The sequence below is a fragment of the Chryseobacterium sp. KBW03 genome (genome assembly GCF_003852415.1).
GTDB classification, from domain to species: domain Bacteria; phylum Bacteroidota; class Bacteroidia; order Flavobacteriales; family Weeksellaceae; genus Chryseobacterium; species Chryseobacterium viscerum.
Window position 1 is genome coordinate 1 of the sequence record NZ_QAJO01000014.1, and the last position, 22898, is coordinate 22898.

Consider the following 22898-nt stretch of genomic DNA (forward strand, 5'->3'; position numbering starts at 1 on the left):
TTTATTTTCCTTTTCTTTTGCGATTTCGTTTTTTATCCAATCCAGCTGAGGATCTTTTTTATCAATAATATCCTGCATGCTTTCAGTAACAACAACATCAGGGACAACTCCTTTTCGTGAGTCTGAGAAATTGATATTAGGCTGTACAAGCAGTAATCCGATAGGAAATCTAATCTCAGAATTAGGAAGCTTTTGATAAGAATAAAAACCTGCTACGGTTCCATCATTGGCACCACCTGTTTCTTCTCCCACAAGAGTGGCTCTTTTATCATTCTTAATCTTGGCAGTAATGATAGAAGATGCTGAGAAACTTCCGCCATTAATCAGTACAAAAACTTTTCCGTGAAAGGCTTCTTTATTTGGTTTTGTAGGCTTGTCAGCCTTCATTTTGTAGAAAACTTTTCCATCTTTTTTATAAGTACTGAAAGCCTGTGCAAAGAAGTAACTTGGGTATGCTATGCTTTTAAGAGCATATTCCAAAGGATTGCTTTTTCTGAAATAATTCGTGCGCAGAGGAGTATCCCTTGAGGTCACCTGGGAAGGTTTGATCAGGGTAAATGGTACTTCTGCCAAATAAGAATAGAGGTTATTGATCTCATAGAGAGAGCCTCCGTAGTTATTTCTGACATCTATGATGAGGTAAGGAGACTTTGCATCATTAATCTTGGCAAATGTTTTTTTATAAAATTCATCCGAGTATTCTCTGGAGAAACTTTTCACTTTTATATATGCAATGGTACTGTCTTTATCCAGAAATTTGAAGCTCCTGTTATAAGAATTACTGGAAGCTACATAGTCATTCAGTTTCTTTTCCTGAGTCTTTTTTTTCATTTCCTTATCCTTTTCAAGATCAGAATCAGATTTTATTTCTCTGGTTAAAGTATAAGTCTGTTTTTCTCCTTTATAAAGCGTCTCAAAGGTTGCTTTGCTGGGGAAACCATTTTCAGCAGTATAAAAATTAAAGAATAAGTCTTTTAAAAAATAAGGATAAAAAGTAGTATTGTCACCATCACTGCTGATCAGACTTCTGTATTTCTTGATATACTCTGAAACGGGAACTTTATTGATGGATAAAATTTCAGTTCCGGGTTGTATATGATCAATAGAATCTCTGTTTTGAACAATATACATCTGCTCACCTGAAATGTAATATTCGAAACGGCTGAACATTCCCTTCTGATGTTCCAGCTTTTTTAATTCTCTTTTGGTGAATTTCTTTCTGGGAATTCTCAATGAAAGATGGCCTTCACGGATTCCTGCAATAACCGGCTGAAGTTTAAAATAAAACTGAAGAGGAGTGAGTGGTTCTGTGAGAGTATGTTTCAGACTATCAAATTTATGGTCCAATTCCTGCTTGGGAATGTACCAATAGAGTTGAGGGTGCATCTGCTGTAATTTTGAATAAGCATAATCTACATCCTCCTTAAGCTGTTCCGGTGGAATATATGAAGCCCGCTGTTCGTTGTGTTTTTTTATAGAGGCACAGGACGAAAGTATAGCGAGAAGAAATATTACCGAATAATTTTTCAATTTCTTTGAGTTTTTTAAGGTGCTAAAATAGAAAGTTTAAAATTAATCCTGATGTAAATGAATAATAAATTTTCTACAACACCTGATAAAATTAGTTAAAAAATAGAGTAAAATGGAATATGTTTTCATTTAAAAGCAAAAGTTGATACATTTGACACTTATTTTTTGCAGATGATTTATTGGATTATTACCTGTGTGGTTGTCTTAACGGTTACTTTTTTTGTCGTGATCAATATGAAGGTGTTTGGAGCGGTACCAAAAGGAAAGCGGCTGAAACGTATAAGGCAGTCCAAACTTTATAAAAAAGGGCAGTTTCAGAATATCAGCCATACACCATCTATTACAGAAGGCTACAAAATGTCAAAGGTGACTTATGATTTCTTTTTGGGTAAAAAAGACCCGCTGCTGAAGCCTTTGAAAGAAATTCCCTCTATTCATACCAATTTGAAAGCTATAGATAAAAATAAAGATGTTTTTATCTGGCTGGGACACTCATCTTATTATTTTCAGACAGATGGTGTTTCCTTTTTAGTGGATCCTGTATTGAGTTTGTATGGTTCCCCTTTTAAATACTTCAACAAAGCATTTAAAGGTTCTGATATCTTTACACCCGAAGATATTCCAGATCTCGATTATCTGGTGATTACTCACGATCATTTCGACCATTTGGATTACCCGACTGTAAAATCTATAAAGGATAGAACAGGTGCTGCCATTTTACCTTTGGGAGTAGGAGCCCATTTGGAAAGATGGGGATTTGAAGAAAACAAGCTTATTGAAGAAGAATGGGGGACAGAAGTTACTCTTAAGAATGATATAAAAATTGTTTTTACCCCTGCCAGACACTTTTCCGGTAGAAGAATCAGGCAGAATGATACTCTTTGGAGTTCCTATGTTCTGAAGACGCCCACAAAGAAAATTTTCTTAGGAGGAGACAGCGGCTACGATACCCATTTTAAAGAAATCGGTGATCAATATGGCCCTTTTGATTATGCTATTCTTGAAAACGGACAATATGGAGAAGCATGGAGATATATTCATACCTTACCAGAAGATGTTATTCAGGCTGGTATTGATCTCGATGCGAAGCGTATTATTCCCGTTCATGCTGCAAAATTTGCATTGGCTCTTCACCCATGGAATGAACCTTTACAAAAGATAACAAGTCTTGGAAAAGCAAAAGGGCTGAACATCCTCACTCCGATGATCGGTGAGGCTGTAGATCTGAATCAGTCAGAACAGCAATTTACCGTCTGGTGGGAAAGCTGATCAGGCATGCCAGATCTCTTTATATCGTGCAGGGTGGTTTTCAAACTGTTGTCGGACAAAATCACATTCTGGGTCTACAAGCAAATCTTTTTCTTCTGCGTAACGCACCAACTCATCCAGTAATAGTTTGGCATATCCTTTTCCTTCACGCTCTTCGTCAAGTTTTGTATAATATACGATAAGCAGTCTTCCGTCAACCTCTATGGACATATATCCTGCCTTTTCCCCGTCAATAAGTAGCTGCAACTCATCCTGATATTGAGATACCTGAAACTTTATATTTTCCATAATAATGTAAGATTTGGTTGATTAAAAAATAATTTGAGAAGATTTTTTGAAAAACATTCTCTCCATTAAAATTACGAAATTAAATAATATGAAGTAATAGTTTTTAGAAATCTTAACGAATTTTATAACATAAATAATAAAAATTTAAAATAATAAAATTCGATAGAGGCAGGCTTTAGGTCGCCTTTAAAAAATGAAGCTATGTCCAATGGCTTTAGTCAAAACTTAAAAATATTTTCATTTCAAAAATTCCAAATTTAAAATTTCAACCCGTTGATTATTTATCACTTAAAGGAATTATTTTTAATAAAATTAAATATATTCATATCATCATCTTAGTTTAATTAAGATTTAATGATTCTATAGAATTTTAGAAAATATTTCAAAGATAATCAGTTGTTTGTGGCTTTTCTTAACAAAAATTGGCATTTGTGTTTAAAAGTTGGCACTTTAATTGACTCTTTCACCATATCTAATTTTAAAGGGGAATGAAATGAAAAAGTTACTATTAACAGCGATTCTGGTTGGGACATTCAGCTTGAGTTATGCCCAGTCAGATTATTATAATGACTACAGAAGAAGTATTTCGGATGTCAACTGGCAGAGGGTTGTTGCCGATCTGTTGCTTTCTACAGCACAAGCCAATCAGGTGTATGGATTGAATGACAGATATCGTGATTATGATTCGTGGAACAGAGTATATGTGGTAGATCCCGGGAGATGGAGAGGCGACCGATATAACGAACTGGAAAGAATCATGGGAAGAGAGAAGTATATTATCTTTAAAAAGAAATATTACAGAGGTCAAAACCCGGTGATCGTTTATGGTAGAAATAAAAAGGATTATAAGAAATACCATAAGCAACAGGAAAAATATTATAAGAACCAAGAGAAATATTACAAAAAACAAAATAAAAATCACGGGCATGACCGTGATGATGATTGGGATTAAACTATCATCAACTATATATTCACTTTTAAATGGCCGGCATCTTTGTCGGCCATTTTATATTATATCAATCAGAATTATTTTTAGTGATTAATTTGTTTGAATTTTATAATTTTGATCTATGGAATCAAACGAGTCACTCAAAGGTTTTTATGAAAGAAATACTCCCAATCTGGCATCACAATGTATTGGGGTCAGCAAGATGGGACACTTCAATGTGTTTTCACGGGAATATTGTTCACCATTGACACCCTACAGCAGAAGAGATTATTATAAGATTTCGCTGATTATAGGAAAAGGGAAGCTTCATTATGCTGATAAATGGATTAAAGTGGATCGCCCTGCATTATTGTTTTCAAACCCTATTATTCCTTATTCATGGGAAGCAGACGACGAAGATCAGAAAGGCTGGTTTTGCTTGTTTACAGATCAGTTTCTGCATAATGGAAGCCGTATGGGAAACCTTCAGGATTCTCCGCTTTTCAAGATTGGAGGAACTCCGGTTTTCTTTATAGATGAAGAACAACAGAAAACACTTGCAGATATTTATACGAAAATGATGACGGAAATTCAATCCGATTATATTCACAAATATGATATGCTCAGAGCGTATCTTCATCTGATGATTCATGAAACCATGAGAATGCAGCCGGCAGAAAGTTTTGAGCCTTATCAGAATGCCTCCCAAAGAGTTGCTTCTTTATTTATGGAACTTTTGGAAAGACAATTTCCTATTGACAGTCCCGAAGCTTTCTTAAAATTAAAAACGCCCAACGATTATGCCCAAAGTCTTTCCATTCATGTGAATTCATTGAACCGTTCTGTAAAAGAGATGACTGGAAAAACAACCAGCCAGCAGATTACAGGAAGAATTATTCAGGAAGCCAATGCCCTGCTGCAACATACAGATTGGAATATCTCTGAAATTGCTTATGGATTGGGCTTTGAGGAACCCGCTTATTTTACCAATTATTTTAAAAAACAAACAGGAATTACTCCCAATGCCCTAAGAATGGATGTTGTTTGAATTTTATAATTCTTAGTTTGAATTCTATATCGTAGTTGACCTCTGCATGTTCTAATTTTGTCCTGTAAAATTAAATCATACCTATCATGAAATTTAAAAAATTAGGAAACACAGAAGAGCAATTGTCAGCAATCGGTTTAGGATGCATGGGAATGAGTTTTGCTTATGGTCCCACAGATGAACAGGAAAGTATCAATACCTTACACAGAGCTTTAGATCTTGGGGTAAACTTTTGGGATACTGCAGATATGTATGCCAATGGAGAAAATGAAAAACTGATCTCTAAGGTCTTAGTTCCGAACAGGGATAAAATTTTTATTGCGACCAAATTCGGATTCAGGTTTAAAGATGGTAAAGCTAGCCACAGTGGTGCTCCCGGAACTTATTTTGACGGTTCTCCGGAGTGGATCAGAAAAGCTGTAGATTTAAGCCTTCAAAGATTAAAAATAGATACTATTGACCTATACTATGCTCACAGAGTAGACCCGAATGTTCCTGTAGAAGAAACAGTGGGAGCAATGGCAGAGCTGGTAAAAGCAGGGAAGGTGAAATATATCGGATTGTCTGAAGCTTCAGCAGAATCTATCAGAAAAGCAAATAAAATACATCCGATTACAGCGTTACAGTCAGAATATTCTATCCTTACCAAAGATGTTGAACAAGAGATCTTACCAACGATCAGAGAGCTGGGAATTTCTTTAGTTCCTTATTCTCCGCTTGCAAGAGGTCTTTTCACCAATATTTATGACGTGCAGAACCTTGGTGATGACGACTTCAGAAAATCATTACCACGTTATCAGCAGGAATATCTTGAAAATAATACCAAACTGGCTAACGAAATCAATGAGTTTGCGGCTTCCAAAGGAGTGAAAGGAACTCAGCTCGCCCTGGCCTGGGTATTGAATCAGGGAGACGACATCATCCCGATTCCCGGTACCAAACGAATCAAATATCTGGAAGAAAATATTGCAGCCGTCAATATAGACCTCTCCCAGTCAGATCTCGATACCATTGATGCCATTCTCAAAAAATACCCGAATGTAGGGGAAAGATACACTGAAGGTTCAATGAAACTGGTCAACAACTAAAGACTATTATATAAAAACTGAGTTCCTGCTTATGATGGGAGCTCAGTTTTTTGTTATTATTCCAAATGAGGAATGTATAATAATGAAAAACTAAATTATGAACAGAAGAGAATTATTAAAGAGTGGTTTATTGGCAGGAACATTAAGTATGATTCCTTTTTCAAGTGTATGGGCAGAAACACCAAAAACGCCTGAAAAAACAGGGGATGATCTTTCAGGATTTAAAAAACTGAAGCTTGGAGAACTGGAACTGTTTGTTCTTACAGACGGATATATTCATGAAGAAAATCTCAACTCATTTGCTCCCAGAGGAACTGTTTCAGAGCTGAAATCAATCCTTAAAGATCATTTCAGACCCGAGAATTATATTGATATGGCCATGAATATTCTATTGGTGAAAACCAAGAATAAACTCATCCTGTTAGATACCGGAATGGGTATTTTTGCTGATGAAAGAACAGGATTTCTATTAAAAAGCCTCCAAAAAGCCGGATTTTCACCGAAAGATATTACTGATGTTTTTATCTCCCATGCACATCCAGATCATATTGGAGGAGTCGTTGATAAAAAACAGAATCTGGTTTTTCCGAACGCCAATATTTTCATTTCAAAAACTGAACATGACTTTTGGATGAAAGCCTCTATTAAAGATTTTAATAACAGTGCCCTGAAAACGCAGCCTGAATTTCTTAATCATATTATCCCGGCCATTCAGAATGTTCTGAAAACAATTCAGCCAAAGCTTAAATTCTATGATCTTAATAATCCCTTCTATGATTATTTCAGTTTTCAGCTTGCTCCGGGTCATACCCCCGGTTTAGTCGTGACAACCATATCTTCCGGGAATGAAAAGCTGATCTACATTGCAGATTTGATTCATTCCGATGTCATTCTTTTTCCACATCCTGAGTGGGGTTACTTTGGGGATACCGATCTGGATATTGCAACCGCCTCAAGAAAAAAGCTTCTTCAGCAGCTGGCAGATACTAAAATCAGAGCTTTTGCCTATCATTTACCATGGCCGGGTCTAGGCTTTACAAAGACAAAATCCGGTGCATTTGAATGGTTCCCGGAAAGTTTTATGAATTAGGGGGCAGATGAAAGGGATAGGTTGCAGGGATTAGGGAGTGGGGAATATAAATTAAGAATATAAAAAGAAATCCTCTTAATCTAAAGTAATGATGTGCTCGGCATTCCCCTCCTCCGGAGGGGTGGCAAAAATTCAAAGAATTTTTGACGGGGTGGTTAATCATACGCATAACACAATCAATAGAAGCGGACTTTAGTCCGCTTTCATAAACAAACTCATTCATCCGGCTTTAGCCAAAACGTAAAAATAACAGATCCTCCCGGCAACGGGAGGATCTGTTTCAACATAAGAAAAAATTAGAGTTTTATAATCATCAAGCCTCTCCAGATGTCAGCTCGTGAGAATACAGTTTCCTGAACATCAGGTAAGTCATCGAAAGCACAGAGAAAGCAACTATTGCATCTATTGTAGATGAAAAACCAAGTACCGCTATTTTTGAGAAGAAGGCAAACAGAATATCGAAAAACATTCCTGCAAATACCCATTCTTTTAATCTTAATAGCCTATTGGGTAGTAGAAGAAGAAGAACCCCTGCAATTTTAAAAACGCCTAATATATAAATAAAATGAGGCGGATAGCCAAGCTGCTGAGTGATGTCCCAGACAACCGGATTTTTTGTGAGTTCAAAGAAACCGCTGGCTCCGAACCATAATGACATAAAAATGGCCCCTGCCCAATAAATGATTTTTGTTGTTTTTGTTTTCATTGTTGTAATTTTTAATGATGATTGCGTTGTATAGGATTTTACTTAAAAGCAGTTTTTGCTGATCCTGATATCTGTCCGGTTTTTGTATTCTGAATAAAAGCTATCACCTCCCAGTTGTCTGCTGAGAAACTTTCCGGAAGTTTGAAAGTGGTTGTTCCTTCCAGCTGCTTGTTCAATGAGATCTGGTTTTGCTTGTGAACAATCTGCCAATGGTGCAGATGGCGACCTTCATTTTCACCTTTACCTACCTGGGTGGAAGAATGCTTTTCAACCAGATTAATGAGAAGCACGTTCTTAGGATCAGTGGCAGACGTTTTATACTGTACATTGATATCCTTTTGGGAAACATTTGCCGATAGCTCTACAGTTGTTTTTATAGGGCTAAACAAGGCTTCCTGAATTGCATTTTTAATAGAATTTTCATTAGATCCTACAAATTCCGTTTTCCCATTGACAACCAGTTGCGGAGTATACACCTGTGAGTTCAGTATACGGCTGTACTGCTGTTGTCGCTGTGAATTTTCAGCATTACTGAATCGGTCTTTCCATCCGAGGCGGTTCCAGTAATCAACATGGTAGGAGAGAAGATAAACGGGTTCATCTTTATATTCTTTTTCGATTTTCCCCATCAGTTCATCTGCCGGTGGACAGCTTGAGCAGCCTTCCGAGGTGAAAAGTTCCAAAACGGCAAAGCCATTATTTTCAGAAGCTGAATGCTGTGTCGTCTTTTGGACTTTATCTTTATAAATAAATGCTGATGTAGCAAATAATAATACAGTGAAAGCGCTTACTGTGATTAAGTTTTTTAGTATCATTTCTTTTAATTTGATTCAAAAGTAGATACTCTGGAAAGGCGGAAGAATAGAAAACAGGTTCAAACGGACAAATCAAAAGGTGAACCCTGAAATTGGGAAGGGAAAGATTTTAAGGCTGGAAGCTGGAAGAGTGAAGTTGGGAGTTTCTGGAGTGCAAAAAGGAATAACGTTTTATATTTTTTAATATTGAAAGATAAAATAAACAGGGTAGAACTTAAAAATTGAAACACATCAAATAAAAACAAAAAATACCCCTGACCATATCAATCAGGGGTATAATATATTCAAAAGATTTCTATATTTCAGAATCGCTTCAAGCACTTCCAGCTTCCAGCCTCATTATCTATCTTCCAGCCAGGTAAAGAAACTATGCGTCTTCTCTTTATTAATAAGAAGTTTTTCGGGAGTTTCTACAGTGAGTTTCACCAATATTTTACGTTGAAAATAATGCTCCATCTCTTTAATAGCTTTAAAATTAACAAGATATTGCCGGTTGACTCTGAAGAATTGTTTGTCAGAAACCTGTTCTGCGACCTGTCCCAAAGGCTGGGTAAGGGAAAACTGCTCTTTTCCAAATGTTACCAGATGGGTTATTTCATTGTGAATATAAAAATAAGCAATGTCTTCCGTGGGGATGGTAGTATATTTCTGATTTTTAAAAACAAGAAAATTACTCTTTCCGGCAGGCTGATTGATCTTCTGTATAAGTGATTCCAGATCCGGGAGATCGTTCTTCTGAAAGAATTTTTTCAATTCATCAACTTTTCTCAGAGCTTCTGCAATGTCTTCTTTGGAAAATGGTTTTAAAATATAATCAACACCTTTGCTTTTAAAAGCGTCCAGTGTATATTGATCAAAGGCGGTACAGAAAACCACAGGGCAGGTAATGTCCACCGATTTGAAAATCTCAAATGAAAGACCGTCCGAAAGCTGGATATCCATAAAAATAAGATCGGGTTTGATCGTACTCAATCCTTCAATACTTGTTTCAATACTGTCGTAAATACCCAATATCTTTGAGTCCGGTTTTAAATCTAAAATTAAATTCTGAAGGGATTTTGCAGCCCTGAATTCGTCTTCAATGATGATGATATTCATAGATTAATGGTAGTTTTATCTGAAAAGTTTTTTCGTCTGAATAAATAGTCACATCCTTTTCCAATAAGTGCATGTAACGCATTTTGATATTGTCAAGTCCTACGCCCAGAGAATCTTCAATGTTTACTTTTCGCTGTATAGGATTTTCAATGATAATTTTAACGTCAGCGTTATAGATTTTAATATGCAAAGGCTTACTCTGCGAAACGATATTATGTTTGATGCAGTTTTCTACCAGAAGCTGAAGGGTAAAAGGAGGGATGAGGGTTTGACCAATTTCTTTTCCAAGCTCGTTGGTAAACTTAATGCCTTCCCCAAAACGGGCTTTCTGAAGAAAAAGATACGCATCTACTATTTTCATTTCTTCCTGAACACTGATGAGGTCTAGTTTTCTGCTTTCGAGGGTAAATCTGTAAAAATCGGAAAGTTTTACAATAAAATCCACCGTTTCTTCATCATGGGTTTCTGCCATTAGTTTTAATGTATTCAGGCTGTTGAAAAGAAAGTGTGGATTGATCTGTTGCTTTAATAATTCATATTGGGCGCCCAGATTATCACTTTTTACCTTTTCCAGTTCCAGCTGCACCTGCTGACCCGTATAATTATTCTGAAGCAGATGCAGGAACATATAACACACCAGATTGATTAAAATACCCCTTACTTCAATCATCAGCATAACCGGCCCGAAATTGATATGAGAAAGAATAAGCTGCTGAATCCATGCCAGTCCAAACATGATCACCATACCAAAAGCGAGCACCACCATCAATCTTGAATACGATATATGCTGCCTTCGTTTTTCTGTACGGTTCAGCATATAAATATTGATATACCACATGATGACAGAAAATGCTGCCGTAATCCCTGAGTTGACAACCGCTTCTTTCCAGTTGAACTCATGAGAAGCAAGCTGAGGGACGGAAGATAAAAGACCCAGAAAAATGGAGCTTATCCAGATAATGACCTGTGAGATTTTTATTTTTTGCTGTTGCATGAAATCTGCTGATTTGAGAAGGTTAAATTAATGCTTTTTATTGAAAATATTATGATAAATAGTGAAGGGAAACTGTTGTTCGCATTCACTATTCATCGGCTTTATCAAATTAAACATTTATAAAAACTAATCCTGAGGTTGCCTTTTACGGCCTGCTGACAGGGGTGAAACTCATGAAATACCGGATTCTTTCTTCTTTGTCGGGTGAAGCAGCATTAGGCTGATCATTTTTAACATCATAAGAAATGCTTCCGGTATTATCCACCTGAACAGTTTCAATACTGACTAATTCTCCAGTGATGGTTCCGCCAATATATTGAGGGTTATCATGATAACGCCAGGTTACCAGTTTCATTACAGCACCAGCTTCCGGTGCCTGGCTTTCTTTGGATAAAGATTCCAGCGCTTTTTCATTTCCATATAAAGCGGACATAGTCTCTTTCTTAGGATGTAAAGATGTTGAGATGAATTTAAGATTCCCCGGGTCAAAAACAGCTCTCACAAGCCCGTTATCTTTATCATTGTTCTCTTTACTGCAGGCGGTAAGCGAAACAAGGCTTACCAATAAGATGAAGATTGTATTTTTCATTTTTTCTGTAAATTTTGGATTAATCTTTGGGTATTTACTTTCATAGGAACATCAAACAGATAGCCTGTTTTTTCTGCTAATTGTCTGTGGCAGGCAATACAGGATTCTTTGGCGAAAGAGGCTGTTTTTCCAGTTGGATGCAGTTCATCTCCTGAGAATTTTGCAAATCCCCAGCCCTCAGTATCTTTATATTGTTGGGCATCTTTTACCATAAACTGTGCATTGACGAATTTTCCCGGTCTGATCTCTCCGTCAGGCAGTTCCTGCTGTTTCCATACAGACTTTACCACAATACTTCCGTCTGGCCATGGATGAAAATTTTCTGTTTCCACAGCTTTTACAGCGATATCATTTCCATAGATCACACGGATAGAGTTGTCAAACAGCGTACTCATGCTGATCACTTTCCAGTTTTTGAAATCAGGAGTGTATTGAACTCCATTGGGAGAAACCGGAAATTTTGCAGGAGTAGGAATGGGGGTGGTAGACGATGAATGAGCTTCCATCTTATTTTGAGCTGATGGACTTACAGAAGATAATGAAAGAGTATACTTTTTAATGGTTTCAATATCTTGTGCTGTAATCTTAGCGGAGGGATGCAGAAGCGTATATTCATGGAGAGGCATTTTCCCACTCTGCATCATATTGAGAATAGCATACATTTTCCCCTGATGTTCGGCCGGGGAGTACTTTTCCCACTCCGAAAAATTAAGAACTTCTCTGGCTCTTTTGATGTCTTTGTTCACCGCCCAGGAAACAGGAGCAATTTTATCATACCAGTTTAGATTTTGCTGGTTAGAATGACAGCTGAAACATGAGTTTTCAAGAATGCTGATCACTTCCCTTGGTGCTTCAATTTTTCCTGTAGCCGGTTTTCCTTCTAAAGGTTTACTGAATAGCTGCAGCCCTCCGAAGATTCCTAGTATCGCCAGAAAGACTATGGCAATGGAGTTTCTTTTTTTCTTTACGGTATCCATAATGAGTATTGTTTTTATTTTCTGGACCAAAAGTAGGCGGGCAGCCTATGCTGTGAAATGGGAAACAGGATAAGACAGACAAATTAAAAGGTGAATCCGGAATTTTTGGCTCCGAAAATACACAAGAAAAATCCCGGTAATAGTGTTACCGGGATGTATTGAAATTATAGTTTATAAAGTCATACCACCATCTATGATAATTTCAGTGCCGGTCATATAGCTTGAAATAGTATCATCAGAAAAATGAACAACCAATTTTGCAACATCTTCTGCTGTTCCTATTTTTTTTAGAGGGATTGTATTAATCATCCATTCATTAATTCCTTCCAACGTTTTTTCGTCTAAGCCGGCTTTGTTCATAATCTCTGTTTTTATAGGACCTGGACTTATCATATTCACTCTGATTTTTCTTGGAGCTAATTCTGCTGCTGCCGTTTTTGCAATAGAGTTCAATGCCGCTTTGCTGGCCTGATAAACAGAACTGTTGGGTTTATAAGTAGATGCTACAATAGAAGATAAGAATATTACAGAAGCTCCATCATTCAGTAAGGGAATGAATTTGTTTAAAGTAAAATAAGCGCCTCTGAAATTAATGTTCATCACCTGATCAAAATTTTCGACGTCCATATTTTCAATAGGAATCAATCCTCCTGTAATTCCTGCGTTGATAAATAAAATATCAACCTTTCCGTGCTGATTTTCAACTTCCTTCTTTAATAAATCAATATCATTAAGATTCCCCTGATCTGCTACAAAGGGAATTGCTCCCAATTCTTCCGCTGCCTTTTCTACAGCTTCTTTTCGTCTTCCGGTGATGATCACGGTTGCTCCTTCTGAAATAAGTTCTTTTGCTGCAGCGAACCCGATTCCGCTGTTTCCACCTGTTACTATAGCCAGTTTATGGGTTAATTTTTTCATTGTAAAATATTTTTGACAAAGTTATTTCAAAATGGTATACTTTTGTAATCAGTATCACAGAGTATACCAGTATAACGAATGATATCACTTAACTTTACAAGTATGGAAAGAGATCAAAACGAAGAGCTTAGAGCCTTACAGGATACCCTTTATTTCATTGGAGGGAAATGGAGAATTCCCGTGATCAATTCACTTTGTAACGGAAACAGACGCTTCAGGGAAATTGAACGCAGCATTCCCGGAATTACCACAAGAATGCTTTCAAAGGAATTAAAAGATATGGAACTGAATAAACTTGTTAAACGAAATGTTTATCCTGAAACACCCGTCTTAATTGAATATGAAGCCACAGATTATTGCAGAACTTTCGGAAATATCATTCAGGAAATGATCAATTGGGGAAGAGAACATAGGAGAGTGATTGTGGAGGATAGGTAGTGAGAGGGAGAAGGTTGCAGATATTAGGTTGTAGGTTGTAGGGAATAGGAATGCGTTGACCTTGATTAATAAGTACATGCTCAATATTCCCCTCCTTTGGAGGGGTGTCAAAAATTCAAAGAATTTTTGACGGGGTGGTTTATAGTGTAGTGTTAAAAACGATAGTTGGCTAAACAAAAAAAGCCCCTTAAAAAAGGAGCTTTTCATTTATATCAAAACGAACAATTAAATTCCGTCAATGATTTCGTTTAAAACAGTGCTTGGTCTCATTGCTGCATACGTTTTATACGTATCAGTTTTATAGTACCCTTCAATATTTTGAGCTTTACCTTGAGCACCAATTAATTCTGCATTGATTACTTCTTCGTTTTCCTGCATTGCCTGAGCAATAGGAGCAAACTTAGAAGCCAATTCAGCATCAGCAGTCTGGTTAGCTAACGCTTCAGCCCAGTACATTGCTAAATAGAAGTGAGAACCTCTGTTGTCGATCTGGCCTACTTTTCTAGCAGGAGATTTGTCTGTAGCCAAGAATTTAGCATTTGCTTCATCCAGTGCATCAGCTAAAACCTGAGATTTTGTATTCCCTTGAGTTTGTGCCAAGTGCTCTAAAGAAGCCTGAAGTGCTAAGAATTCACCTAGAGAATCCCATCTTAAATATCCTTCTTCAAGGAACTGCTCAACGTGTTTTGGAGCAGAACCTCCGGCACCTGTTTCAAATAAACCACCACCGTTCATCAATGGAACGATAGAAAGCATTTTTGCAGAAGTACCAAGCTCAAGGATTGGGAAAAGATCCGTTAAGTAATCTCTCAATACGTTTCCTGAAACAGAGATGGTATCTTTACCTTCTCTTGCTCTCTTAAGAGTTTCAGTCATCGCATCTTTTACATCAAGAATTCTGATGTCTAGACCTGTTGTATCGTGATCAGCAAGATATTTCTCTACTTTTTTGATGATTTCTCTGTCGTGAGCTCTTCCTTTGTCTAGCCAGAAGATCGCAGGAGTATCAGATAATCTTGATCTGTTTACCGCTAGTTTTACCCAGTCCTGAATAGGAGCATCTTTAGTCTGACACATTCTGAAGATATCGTCTTTTTCTACTTTCTGAGAAAGAAGAACGTTTCCAGCCTCGTCCTGAACTTCTACAGTTCCGTCAGCAGACAATTGAAAAGTTTTATCGTGAGAACCATATTCTTCAGCTTTCTGAGCCATTAAACCTACGTTTGGAACAGATCCCATTGTTGTAGGATCCAATTTTCCATGCGCTTTCATATCATCGATTACAGACTGATAGAAACCTGCATAAGAACGGTCTGGAATGATACAAACTGTATCTTCTTCGTTTCCTTGTTTGTTCCACATTTTACCTCCGCCCCTTACAAGAGCAGCCATAGATGCGTCAACGATGATGTCAGAAGGTACGTGGAAGTTCGTAATTCCTTTGTCAGAATTTACCATTGCCACTCTAGGTCCGTTTGCCAAAGCAGCTTCAATATCAGCTTTGATGTCAGCTTCCTGAGCATTTCCTTTGATTTTATCGAAAAGATCAGCAAGACCGTTATTTGGATTAACGTCTAAAGACTTGAAAGTCTCAGCATATTTAGTAAACACTTCTTTGAAGAAAGTCTCAACAATAGCCCCGAAAATGATTGGGTCAGAGATTTTCATCATGGTCGCTTTAAGGTGAGCAGAAAGAAGTACGTTTCTTTTCTTAGCCTCCTCGATTGCTTCCTGAACAAATACTCTTAACGCATTTAAGTTCATTACAGAAGAATCAATTACCTCACCAGCCTGAAGACCAGCGAAGTCTTTTAATACAGATTCAGAACCGTCATTTCCTTTGAATACGATTTTATATTTTGTAGCGTTTTCTAATGTAGTAGAATTTTCTGTACCGTAGAAATCACCATTATTCATGTGAGCTACGTCAGTTTTGCTGTCAGATGCCCAGTTACCCATTCTGTGAGGGTTTGCTTTTGCATAGTTTTTAACAGCTTTTGGAGCACGTCTGTCAGAGTTTCCTTCTCTTAATACAGGGTTTACAGCACTTCCTAATACTTTAGCATATTTAGCTTTGATTGCTTTTTCCTCGTCATTTTTAGGCTCTGCAGGATAGTTTGGAACTGCGAAACCCTTACCTTGTAGTTCAGCAATAGCGGCATCCAATTGAGGCACAGAAGCAGAAATGTTAGGTAACTTAATGATATTAGCGTCAGGTTGAGTAGCCAGTTGGCCTAGTTCTGATAAAGCATCACCAATTTTTTGGTCATCTTTTAAAAACTCAGGGAAGTTTGCTAGAATTCTTCCTGCCAAAGAAATATCCGGTACTGAGATTTCGATATTTGCTGATTTTGTGAAAGCTTTTACAATTGGTAAAAACGAATGAGTAGCCAGCATTGGAGCTTCATCAGTAAGTGTGTAATAGATTTTTGATTTTTCTGACATTATACTGTTATTTTTTATTTGAAATTTTAAGTCCCACAAATTTAGTAAATATCATTGTTTTATTTAGGATATTTCCATAAAAAATAGAGGCTTTTGAATCTTTAATGGTATATCTGTATAATTTATGCTCCGGTTCTGTTTACATTTATTTGAAAACAATTTTATAATTTTCATAGGCTGAGCTTTTTTTCATAGAGATCTTCGTTTTTTCAGGCTGTTGGTAGGGGAAAAATTTTGTCTGGAAAACTGATTATCAGGCGGAAGACTTTTATTTTTACTTTAAGATTAATTTAACCTTTATGAGGCAGGAAAAATTTTCTTTTTTGATTAAATTTGAAGAACTAAAAAAATAAATATTATGTCCACGACAATCACTTTAAAAGGAAACGAAGTACACACAATAGGAACATTACCAGCTGTAGGAACCTCTGTAAAAGACTTTGCATTGGTAGATTCAGGATTAGCGGTAAAAACCCTTGAAACTTTTGCAGGAAAGAAAAAAGTATTCAATATTTTCCCAAGCATTGATACTCCTACTTGTGCTGCTTCTTCCAGAAAATTCAATGAAGAGGCTTCAAATCTTGACAATACAGTAGTAATCAACGTTTCTAAAGACCTTCCATTCGCTTTAGGAAGATTCTGTGCAGCAGAAGGATTGAACAATGTAGAAACCCTTTCAGACTTCAGAAGCAGTTTTGGAGATGATTATGAAGTGACCATTACAGATTCTCCTTTGAAAGGTTTATTAAGCCGTGCAGTAATTGTTACAGACGAAAACAATAAAGTAGTTTACACTGAGCAGGTTTCAGAAATTGCTGACGAACCTAATTACGATGCTGCGCTTGCTGCATTGAAATAATAGAAATAATTTTTGTAAAAAGCCTTGTGAAGTCAATTTTGCAAGGCTTTTTTTGAATATAAAAACGAATCAATAACACCAAATGATGCAAGATAATTACAAGAAATATGGAGAACTTTTTCAGGTAGACTCAGAACATTTTGAAGAATTCTATGCTCTTCTTCACGATACAAAGCTCCTAAAATCCGATTTTTTTCTGAAACAGGGAGAAAAATGCAAATACCTGGGCTTTGTTAAAAAAGGAACAATCAGGTCTTTCTATATCAATGACCAGGGACGGGAAATCAATTTTGGATTCTATTTTGAAAATGAATTTTTCACCGATTATGAAAGCATTCTATGCGATACCGTATCCAATATGAACATCCAGGCGCTCGAAAACTGTGAAATTTTACTGCTGAGTAAAGATCATCTGCAGAATTTATATAAAAAGGAAGCTTATTGGCAGCAATTTGGGAGAATGATGAGTGAAAAGATTTATTTGGATGCCAAAAAACGGATTGATGATCTGTTGTGCTTTTCCCCTGAAAACAGATATCTCAATCTTGTCAAAAAACAACCTGCACTCTTTCAGAAAATAGCCCAGAAACACATTGCCAGCTATCTGGGAGTAACAGAACAGTCACTCAGCCGGATAAGAAGCAGGATTGTTAATTAACTTAAGTTAACGTCCACAGATATTTTAAACCGTAGCTTTATCATCATCAAATTTTAACACAATCATTATGGAACAAAAAGATTTAACCATTATTTTGGTACACGGAGCATGGGGAGACGGATCGCACTGGCAGTACGTTATTCCTTCACTTACAAAAGCGGGATATAAAGTAAGAAGTGTCCAGAATCCATTAACATCGCTGCAGGACGATATTAATAAGACTAAAGATCTTATTGATGCCCAGGACGGGAAAGTGCTTTTAGTAGGGCATTCTTATGGAGGTTCTGTTATTTCAGGAGCGGGACATCATGACAAAGTAGCAGGACTGGTTTATATTGCAGCCTTTGCCCCTGATGCGGGAGACAGTCTTGGATCTCTGTTGGGAAGACGTGAGTCGCCGGGTGGAGCAAGTATTTATCCTGATAATAAAGGCTTTTTATGGATTAAATACGATGAATTTAAATCCGCTTTCTGTCAGGATTTAGACGATGAAAAAGCACTAGTGATGTCGTTGTCACAAAAACCTATTCACGGTCAGTGTTTTGGAGATGTAGCGGGAGAACCTGCCTGGAAAACTCGCCCAAGTTGGTATCAGATCTCATTGCAGGACCGTATGATCCCTGCAGAAACTGAAAAAGAAATGGCAGAACGTCTTGAACCTAAGAAAATAATCTCTTTGGATGCAGGGCACGCTTCATTGGCATCACATCCTGAAGAGGTTACTCAATTGATTTTAGAGGCAGCAGCTTCCATTTAATACAATAAACAACACAATAATTGATTAAGCCTTGTGAAATTTTACGTAATTTCACAAGGCTTTTTTAATGAAAAAACGATTACAAAATGGTCAAGAGAATTGTAGCCAATATCAAAACAGAAAACCTCTCGAAAGCAGACATTTTTTATCAGGATATCCTGGAACTGGACATTTTGATGGATCATGGTTGGATCAAGACTTTGGGGAATGATGAAGAAACAAAAGTTCAGATCAGCTTTGCCGAGCAGGGAGGAAATGATACCGAAGTTCCGGATCTTTCCATTGAAGTGGATAATGTGGATGAAGTCTATCACAAAATGAAAAATGCAGGTTTTGAAATCACCTACGAACTCACTGATGAAGAGTGGGGCGTTCGCCGGTTTTTTGTTAAAGACCCGTTTCAAAAACTGATCAATATACTCTCTCACCAATAAATACATTGTACAATGAAAGCAGAAAGAATTATTCCTGTATTAAGAATCTTCGACTATCACAAAACAAAAGAATTTTATGTAGACTGGCTGGGATTTGAGATCGTTTGGGAACATTATTTTGATGAAAATACCCCCGTTTATATGGAAGTGAAAAGAGAAAACATCATTTTTCATTTAAGTGAACATCACGGAGACGGAACACCGGGAACGAGGGTTTCAATTTGGGGAGAAGGTGTCCCTCAATATCATAAAGAACTGATTGATAAAAAATACAAATACAACCGTCCCGGACTTGAAAAAACGTTCTATGGAGCCGTATCTTTTACGGTAATTGATCCTTTTGGAAATAAAATTACCTTCGAAGAAGAATTTGATGAAGTAAAGCATAAAAATATTGAATTCTATTCGCATGATTAATTCTTTTCAAATGATATAACTTATTTCGAGTATACAATGTTTTCAAATATACATCAGGAATTTGCACCTCCAGAAGAACTTCGGGATACCATCAAATGCTTTTGGTATAACAAAAGAGATTACGGAGAAAAACCATCCGAATTTACAGTACTTCCGGATGGTTATGCTGAAATTATCTTTCATTTTGGTAATGGATGCAGTATTTTATACGATGGGAATATTCAAGCTTTGCCTTCTCCGTTTATCATGGGGTTGCTCAATCAGCCTGCTGTTTTTTATGCTCAAAACCAATTGGAAATTATTGGAGTAAGGTGTTTTCCATGGGCTGTTTTTGAGTTGTTGGGATTGTCCTCAGAAAAAACCGAAAACGGAGTCCATACATTCGAAAATCCTGTGGCAGAGCTTCATTTTATATTAAAAGACCTCATTACCCAAGGGAAGGTAGAAGAAGCAATCTCTAACATAGAACAATATTTTCTGAAATTACACGCACTCATTACAGTGGACAGCCTGCTCTTCAAAGCGGGGGCAGCCATGAGGAAAAACTATGGTGCTATTCCCGTGAATCAAATAGCTGACTCGGCTCATACAACAGTTCGGACATTAGAAAGAAAGTTCAAACAATCTTCCGGTCACACGGTAAAAGATGTATCCGGAATTATGCGTTTTGAACAGATAAGAAACCGATTGTGGTATGATCCAGAGACTCACATTGCTGCTCTGGCACAAGAATTTGGATATACAGACCAATCGCATTTAAGCAAAGAATTTAAACGGTATAGCGGTACAACACCCGCTGTTTTTGCCCGGGAGGCCAAAAAAAGAAAGCAGATTGTAAACAATGATTTTGTCGCATTTGTACAAGCCTGATACAATTGCATTCCTGAATTTTGTGACATAATCAATACATCAAAAATTATGACACTTAAGTATAAAAAAATAGCCATTATCGGAGCAGGTCCGGTGGGTTTAACCATGGCAGTCTTGTTACAGCAGAAAGGCGTTGAAGTAAATGTTTATGAAAGAGATCTGAATGCGCAGACAAGGGTTTGGGGCGGAACATTGGATCTTCATGAGCAATCGGGACAGAAAGCCATGAAAAAAGCTGGACTTCTTGATCAATATTACGCTGCCGCATTGCCTATGGGGATCAATATTGCTGATAAACAAGGTGATATTCTGTTTACAAAGAAAATTACACCCGAAAATCAATATGACAATCCGGAAATCAACAGAAATCATTTGAGAGAAATGCTGCTTGGCAGTCTGGCTGATGATACAGTAATCTGGAATATGAATTTTACCGGGATGGATGAAAATGACGGAACATGGCTGCTTCATTTTGAAGATAAACCTGATGTGACTGCCGATCTGGTCATTGGTGCTAATGGAGGAATGTCCAGAGTAAGAAAATACGTGACAGATGCTGAGGTCGAAGAAACCGGAACATTTATCATTCAGGGAGATATTCCGGAGCCGGAGAAAGCATGTCCCGAATTTTTTGAATGGTGTGATGGAAAAAGACCAATGGCGGCTTTTGAAGGCAATTTATTAGTAGCCAATCCGTATAATAATGGAGCTTTGACTTATGGTGTTATCTTTAAAAAACCTGAAGAATGGAAGGATGGCTGTACTTTGGATTTTAAAAATACAGAAGAGGTCCGCCAGTTCCTTTCTGAAAGATTTTCATCATGGAGTAAGCTTTATCAGCAGTTATTTCACTCAACTTCCTTTTTTGTAGGGCTGCCAACGAGAAGAATTCTATTAGACAAACCCTGGAAAAATAACCGCTCTTTGCCTGTAACGCTTATTGGTGATGCAGCACATCTTATGCCTCCTTTTGCGGGACAAGGTGTAAATACCGGATTGTTGGATGCTTTAATTTTATCAGAAAATCTGACAGAAGAAAAATATCCGTCAATTTCCGAAGCCATTAACGCTTACGAACAACAAATGTTTGTCTATGCCAAAGAAGCACAGCTCGAATCCGGTAAAAATGAACTGGAGATGCGTGATGTCAACTTTTCTTTTACAAGTCTTATCCAATAGTTGATGATTCTAAAGGGGCAATTAATGATCCGGATCATCAAATAATAAGATGAATAAAACTTACCTTTACATTTTAATAATAGAATGAAACGTTCCGGAACAGCAGATCTACCTCTTCACTATGGCAAAGTACCGCCATGGCTGTATGAGCGTATGTCTGTACTCGGACTTTCCATTATTGAAGTCATTCTCATGGATTACGGTAAAGATGAAGTATTGCGCAGGCTGGCAGATCCATTTTGGTTTCAGAGTTTTGGAGCAGTGATGGGGATGGATTGGCATTCTTCGGGAATTACCACTTCCGTTATGGGAGCTTTGAAACGTTCTGTTAATCCCAATTCACAATCTTTGGGAATTTATATCTGTGGCGGAAAAGGTAAACTTTCCAGGGAAACCCCATCAGAGCTGATCCGGATCGCAGATAAAACCGGACTGAACGGAACAGAGCTTGTAAGAGCCAGCAAACTTTCTGCAAAGGTTGATAATACAGCAATTCAAGATGGATACCAGTTGTATCTGCACAATTTCATTCTTTCAGATAATGGAAACTGGAGTGTCATTCAGCAGGGCATGCATGAATCAGACGGAACAGCAAGACGGTACCACTGGCATTCTGAAAACATTACATCATTTATAGAAAAACCGCATACAGGAATTAACGGGATTTCAAGAGGAAGGATTCTCAATCTTACCGATACCGATGCTTCAGACAACAGAAAAGGAATTCTGGATATTTCTCATACCGATTCAGTAGATGTAATGAAGGACTTTGCAAGACTGATTCTTCCTGCCCACCATGATGTTCAGGCTTCTGACGTAGATCTGAAAAGATTGGGAGCGCTTTTATATGTCACCCGTGAACAGCAGCCTCAGAATTTTGAAGACTTACTGATGCTGGAAGGGGTGGGACCCAGAACCATGCAGTCATTGGCTTTGGTAAGTGAAGTCATTCACGGGGCACCATCCAGATTTGCAGATCCGGCTAGATTTTCTTTTGCACATGGGGGTAAAGACGGTCATCCTTTCCCGGTTCCTACAAAAACGTATGATGAAAGTATCAGCATTCTCAGAAAAGGAATAGAAAAATCCAAACTGGGAAATTCTGATAAATTGAATTCTTTAAATAAACTTCACCAGATCGTAGCTACGGCAGAAAAAGATTTTACTCCGGATTTTGATATTCAGCAAGTCATTGAAGAAGAAAGACAAAACTCCTGGCGTTTTGGTGGAAAAACAGTGTTTGGGGATGCTCAGAAACCCAATCCTCCAAAATCTATACAGCTTTCTCTCTTCTAAGCTTTCTCTTTATCTCCTAAAGTTCTGTTAATGTCAAATAAATGTTTCACCATTCCCATCCTTTGGAGGGGTGGCAAAAATTCAAAGAATTTTTGACGGGGTGGTTAAAGTCGCTCTGTTGTTCGTACTTTAGATGATTGTTTAGTTTTAATTAGCTTTATACTCTCCTTTATTTCAGTGTGTCTGTGATATTTTGTGAATGCTTAA

Annotated in this window: 24 protein-coding genes; 14 read left to right on the plus strand and 10 right to left on the minus strand. The window is 37.4% G+C overall.

The features are described from left to right. The coding region (locus DBR39_RS21915) for a S41 family peptidase (protein ID WP_124536690.1) at nucleotides 1-1530 on the minus strand (1530 nt) is incomplete at its 3' end. A gap of 171 nt (nucleotides 1531-1701) precedes the next feature. Here DBR39_RS21915 and DBR39_RS21920 point away from each other — a divergent pair. Continuing rightward, nucleotides 1702-2799, plus strand: a complete 1098-nt coding sequence (locus DBR39_RS21920) for an MBL fold metallo-hydrolase (RefSeq protein WP_124536692.1) — start codon at nucleotides 1702-1704, stop codon at nucleotides 2797-2799. Here the strand turns inward: DBR39_RS21920 and DBR39_RS21925 are convergent, their stop codons facing one another. Further along, nucleotides 2800-3087, minus strand: a complete 288-nt coding sequence (locus tag DBR39_RS21925; protein WP_103234390.1) for a GNAT family N-acetyltransferase — start codon at nucleotides 3085-3087, stop codon at nucleotides 2800-2802. Between the two features lie 493 nt (nucleotides 3088-3580). Between DBR39_RS21925 and DBR39_RS21930 the strand changes: the two genes are divergently transcribed. The 4 genes from DBR39_RS21930 to DBR39_RS21945 all read left to right on the plus strand — a co-directional run bounded on the left by DBR39_RS21930 (nucleotide 3581) and on the right by DBR39_RS21945 (nucleotide 7241). Beyond that, nucleotides 3581-4039, plus strand: a complete 459-nt coding sequence (locus tag DBR39_RS21930; protein ID WP_124536694.1) for a hypothetical protein — start codon at nucleotides 3581-3583, stop codon at nucleotides 4037-4039. Nucleotides 4040-4157: 118 nt separating this feature from the next. Then, a complete protein-coding gene (locus DBR39_RS21935; RefSeq protein ID WP_124536696.1) occupies nucleotides 4158-5063 on the plus strand; it encodes a helix-turn-helix domain-containing protein in 906 nt (301 codons plus the stop codon). 86 nt (nucleotides 5064-5149) lie between these two features. Continuing rightward, nucleotides 5150-6151 carry an aldo/keto reductase gene (locus tag DBR39_RS21940; RefSeq protein ID WP_124536698.1) on the plus strand — a complete coding sequence of 334 codons (1002 nt, stop codon included), beginning with the start codon at nucleotides 5150-5152 and terminating at the stop codon, nucleotides 6149-6151. A gap of 97 nt (nucleotides 6152-6248) precedes the next feature. Then, complete coding sequence (locus tag DBR39_RS21945) at nucleotides 6249-7241, plus strand: MBL fold metallo-hydrolase (RefSeq protein ID WP_124536700.1); 993 nt, start codon at nucleotides 6249-6251, stop codon at nucleotides 7239-7241. A 313-nt stretch (nucleotides 7242-7554) separates the two neighbouring features. Here DBR39_RS21945 and DBR39_RS21950 read toward each other — a convergent pair whose 3' ends face one another. From DBR39_RS21950 to DBR39_RS21980, 7 genes are all read right to left on the minus strand, one after another. Then, a complete protein-coding gene (locus DBR39_RS21950) occupies nucleotides 7555-7947 on the minus strand; it encodes a DoxX family protein (protein ID WP_124536702.1) in 393 nt (130 codons plus the stop codon). A gap of 38 nt (nucleotides 7948-7985) precedes the next feature. Next, nucleotides 7986-8762 (minus strand): DUF1223 domain-containing protein, encoded by a 777-nt coding sequence (locus DBR39_RS21955; RefSeq protein WP_124536704.1) that lies wholly within the window; start codon nucleotides 8760-8762, stop codon nucleotides 7986-7988. Nucleotides 8763-9101: 339 nt separating this feature from the next. Then, entirely contained in the window at nucleotides 9102-9860 is a 759-nt protein-coding gene (locus DBR39_RS21960) for a LytR/AlgR family response regulator transcription factor (protein ID WP_124536706.1), read from the minus strand. Then, nucleotides 9841-10854: a sensor histidine kinase gene (locus tag DBR39_RS21965; protein ID WP_124536708.1), complete on the minus strand. Its 1014-nt coding sequence runs from the start codon at nucleotides 10852-10854 to the stop codon at nucleotides 9841-9843. The genes DBR39_RS21960 and DBR39_RS21965 overlap by 20 nt, the downstream gene beginning before the upstream one ends. Nucleotides 10855-10999: 145 nt before the next feature. Continuing rightward, complete coding sequence (locus tag DBR39_RS21970) at nucleotides 11000-11443, minus strand: hypothetical protein (RefSeq protein WP_124536710.1); 444 nt, start codon at nucleotides 11441-11443, stop codon at nucleotides 11000-11002. Then, nucleotides 11440-12420: a heme-binding domain-containing protein gene (locus DBR39_RS21975; protein ID WP_124536712.1), complete on the minus strand. Its 981-nt coding sequence runs from the start codon at nucleotides 12418-12420 to the stop codon at nucleotides 11440-11442. The genes DBR39_RS21970 and DBR39_RS21975 overlap by 4 nt, the downstream gene beginning before the upstream one ends. A 171-nt stretch (nucleotides 12421-12591) precedes the next feature. Then, nucleotides 12592-13338 carry an SDR family oxidoreductase gene (locus tag DBR39_RS21980; protein WP_185147243.1) on the minus strand — a complete coding sequence of 249 codons (747 nt, stop codon included), beginning with the start codon at nucleotides 13336-13338 and terminating at the stop codon, nucleotides 12592-12594. A 102-nt stretch (nucleotides 13339-13440) separates the two neighbouring features. On the opposite strand from DBR39_RS21980, the gene DBR39_RS21985 reads away from it, so the two are divergent. Next, entirely contained in the window at nucleotides 13441-13776 is a 336-nt protein-coding gene (locus DBR39_RS21985) for a winged helix-turn-helix transcriptional regulator (protein WP_124536714.1), read from the plus strand. A gap of 225 nt (nucleotides 13777-14001) precedes the next feature. Here DBR39_RS21985 and DBR39_RS21990 read toward each other — a convergent pair whose 3' ends face one another. After that, nucleotides 14002-16221, minus strand: coding sequence for an NADP-dependent isocitrate dehydrogenase (locus tag DBR39_RS21990; RefSeq protein ID WP_124536716.1), 2220 nt, complete (start codon nucleotides 16219-16221; stop codon nucleotides 14002-14004). A 358-nt stretch (nucleotides 16222-16579) separates the two neighbouring features. Here DBR39_RS21990 and tpx point away from each other — a divergent pair, with 358 nt between their 5' ends. The 8 genes from tpx (at nucleotide 16580) to DBR39_RS22030 (ending at nucleotide 22691) form a co-directional block, all read left to right on the plus strand. Next, nucleotides 16580-17080, plus strand: a complete 501-nt coding sequence (gene tpx / locus DBR39_RS21995; protein ID WP_124536718.1) for a thiol peroxidase — start codon at nucleotides 16580-16582, stop codon at nucleotides 17078-17080. An 82-nt stretch (nucleotides 17081-17162) separates the two neighbouring features. Beyond that, nucleotides 17163-17738 (plus strand): Crp/Fnr family transcriptional regulator, encoded by a 576-nt coding sequence (locus DBR39_RS22000; RefSeq protein ID WP_109738482.1) that lies wholly within the window; start codon nucleotides 17163-17165, stop codon nucleotides 17736-17738. A 67-nt stretch (nucleotides 17739-17805) separates the two neighbouring features. Further along, nucleotides 17806-18495, plus strand: a complete 690-nt coding sequence (locus DBR39_RS22005) for an alpha/beta hydrolase (RefSeq protein ID WP_124536720.1) — start codon at nucleotides 17806-17808, stop codon at nucleotides 18493-18495. A gap of 86 nt (nucleotides 18496-18581) precedes the next feature. After that, nucleotides 18582-18929, plus strand: a complete 348-nt coding sequence (locus tag DBR39_RS22010) for a VOC family protein (RefSeq protein ID WP_124536722.1) — start codon at nucleotides 18582-18584, stop codon at nucleotides 18927-18929. Between the two features lie 12 nt (nucleotides 18930-18941). Next, the gene (locus tag DBR39_RS22015; RefSeq protein WP_124536724.1) at nucleotides 18942-19346 is read left to right on the plus strand and encodes a glyoxalase superfamily protein; all 405 of its coding nucleotides are present in this window, start codon (nucleotides 18942-18944) and stop codon (nucleotides 19344-19346) included. A gap of 36 nt (nucleotides 19347-19382) precedes the next feature. Further along, nucleotides 19383-20216, plus strand: a complete 834-nt coding sequence (locus tag DBR39_RS22020) for a helix-turn-helix domain-containing protein (protein ID WP_124536726.1) — start codon at nucleotides 19383-19385, stop codon at nucleotides 20214-20216. 48 nt (nucleotides 20217-20264) lie between these two features. Then, the gene (locus DBR39_RS22025; RefSeq protein WP_124536728.1) at nucleotides 20265-21395 is read left to right on the plus strand and encodes an FAD-dependent oxidoreductase; all 1131 of its coding nucleotides are present in this window, start codon (nucleotides 20265-20267) and stop codon (nucleotides 21393-21395) included. Between the two features lie 84 nt (nucleotides 21396-21479). Continuing rightward, a complete protein-coding gene (locus DBR39_RS22030; RefSeq protein WP_124536730.1) occupies nucleotides 21480-22691 on the plus strand; it encodes a DUF763 domain-containing protein in 1212 nt (403 codons plus the stop codon). The last annotated feature ends 207 nt before the right edge of the window (nucleotides 22692-22898 follow it).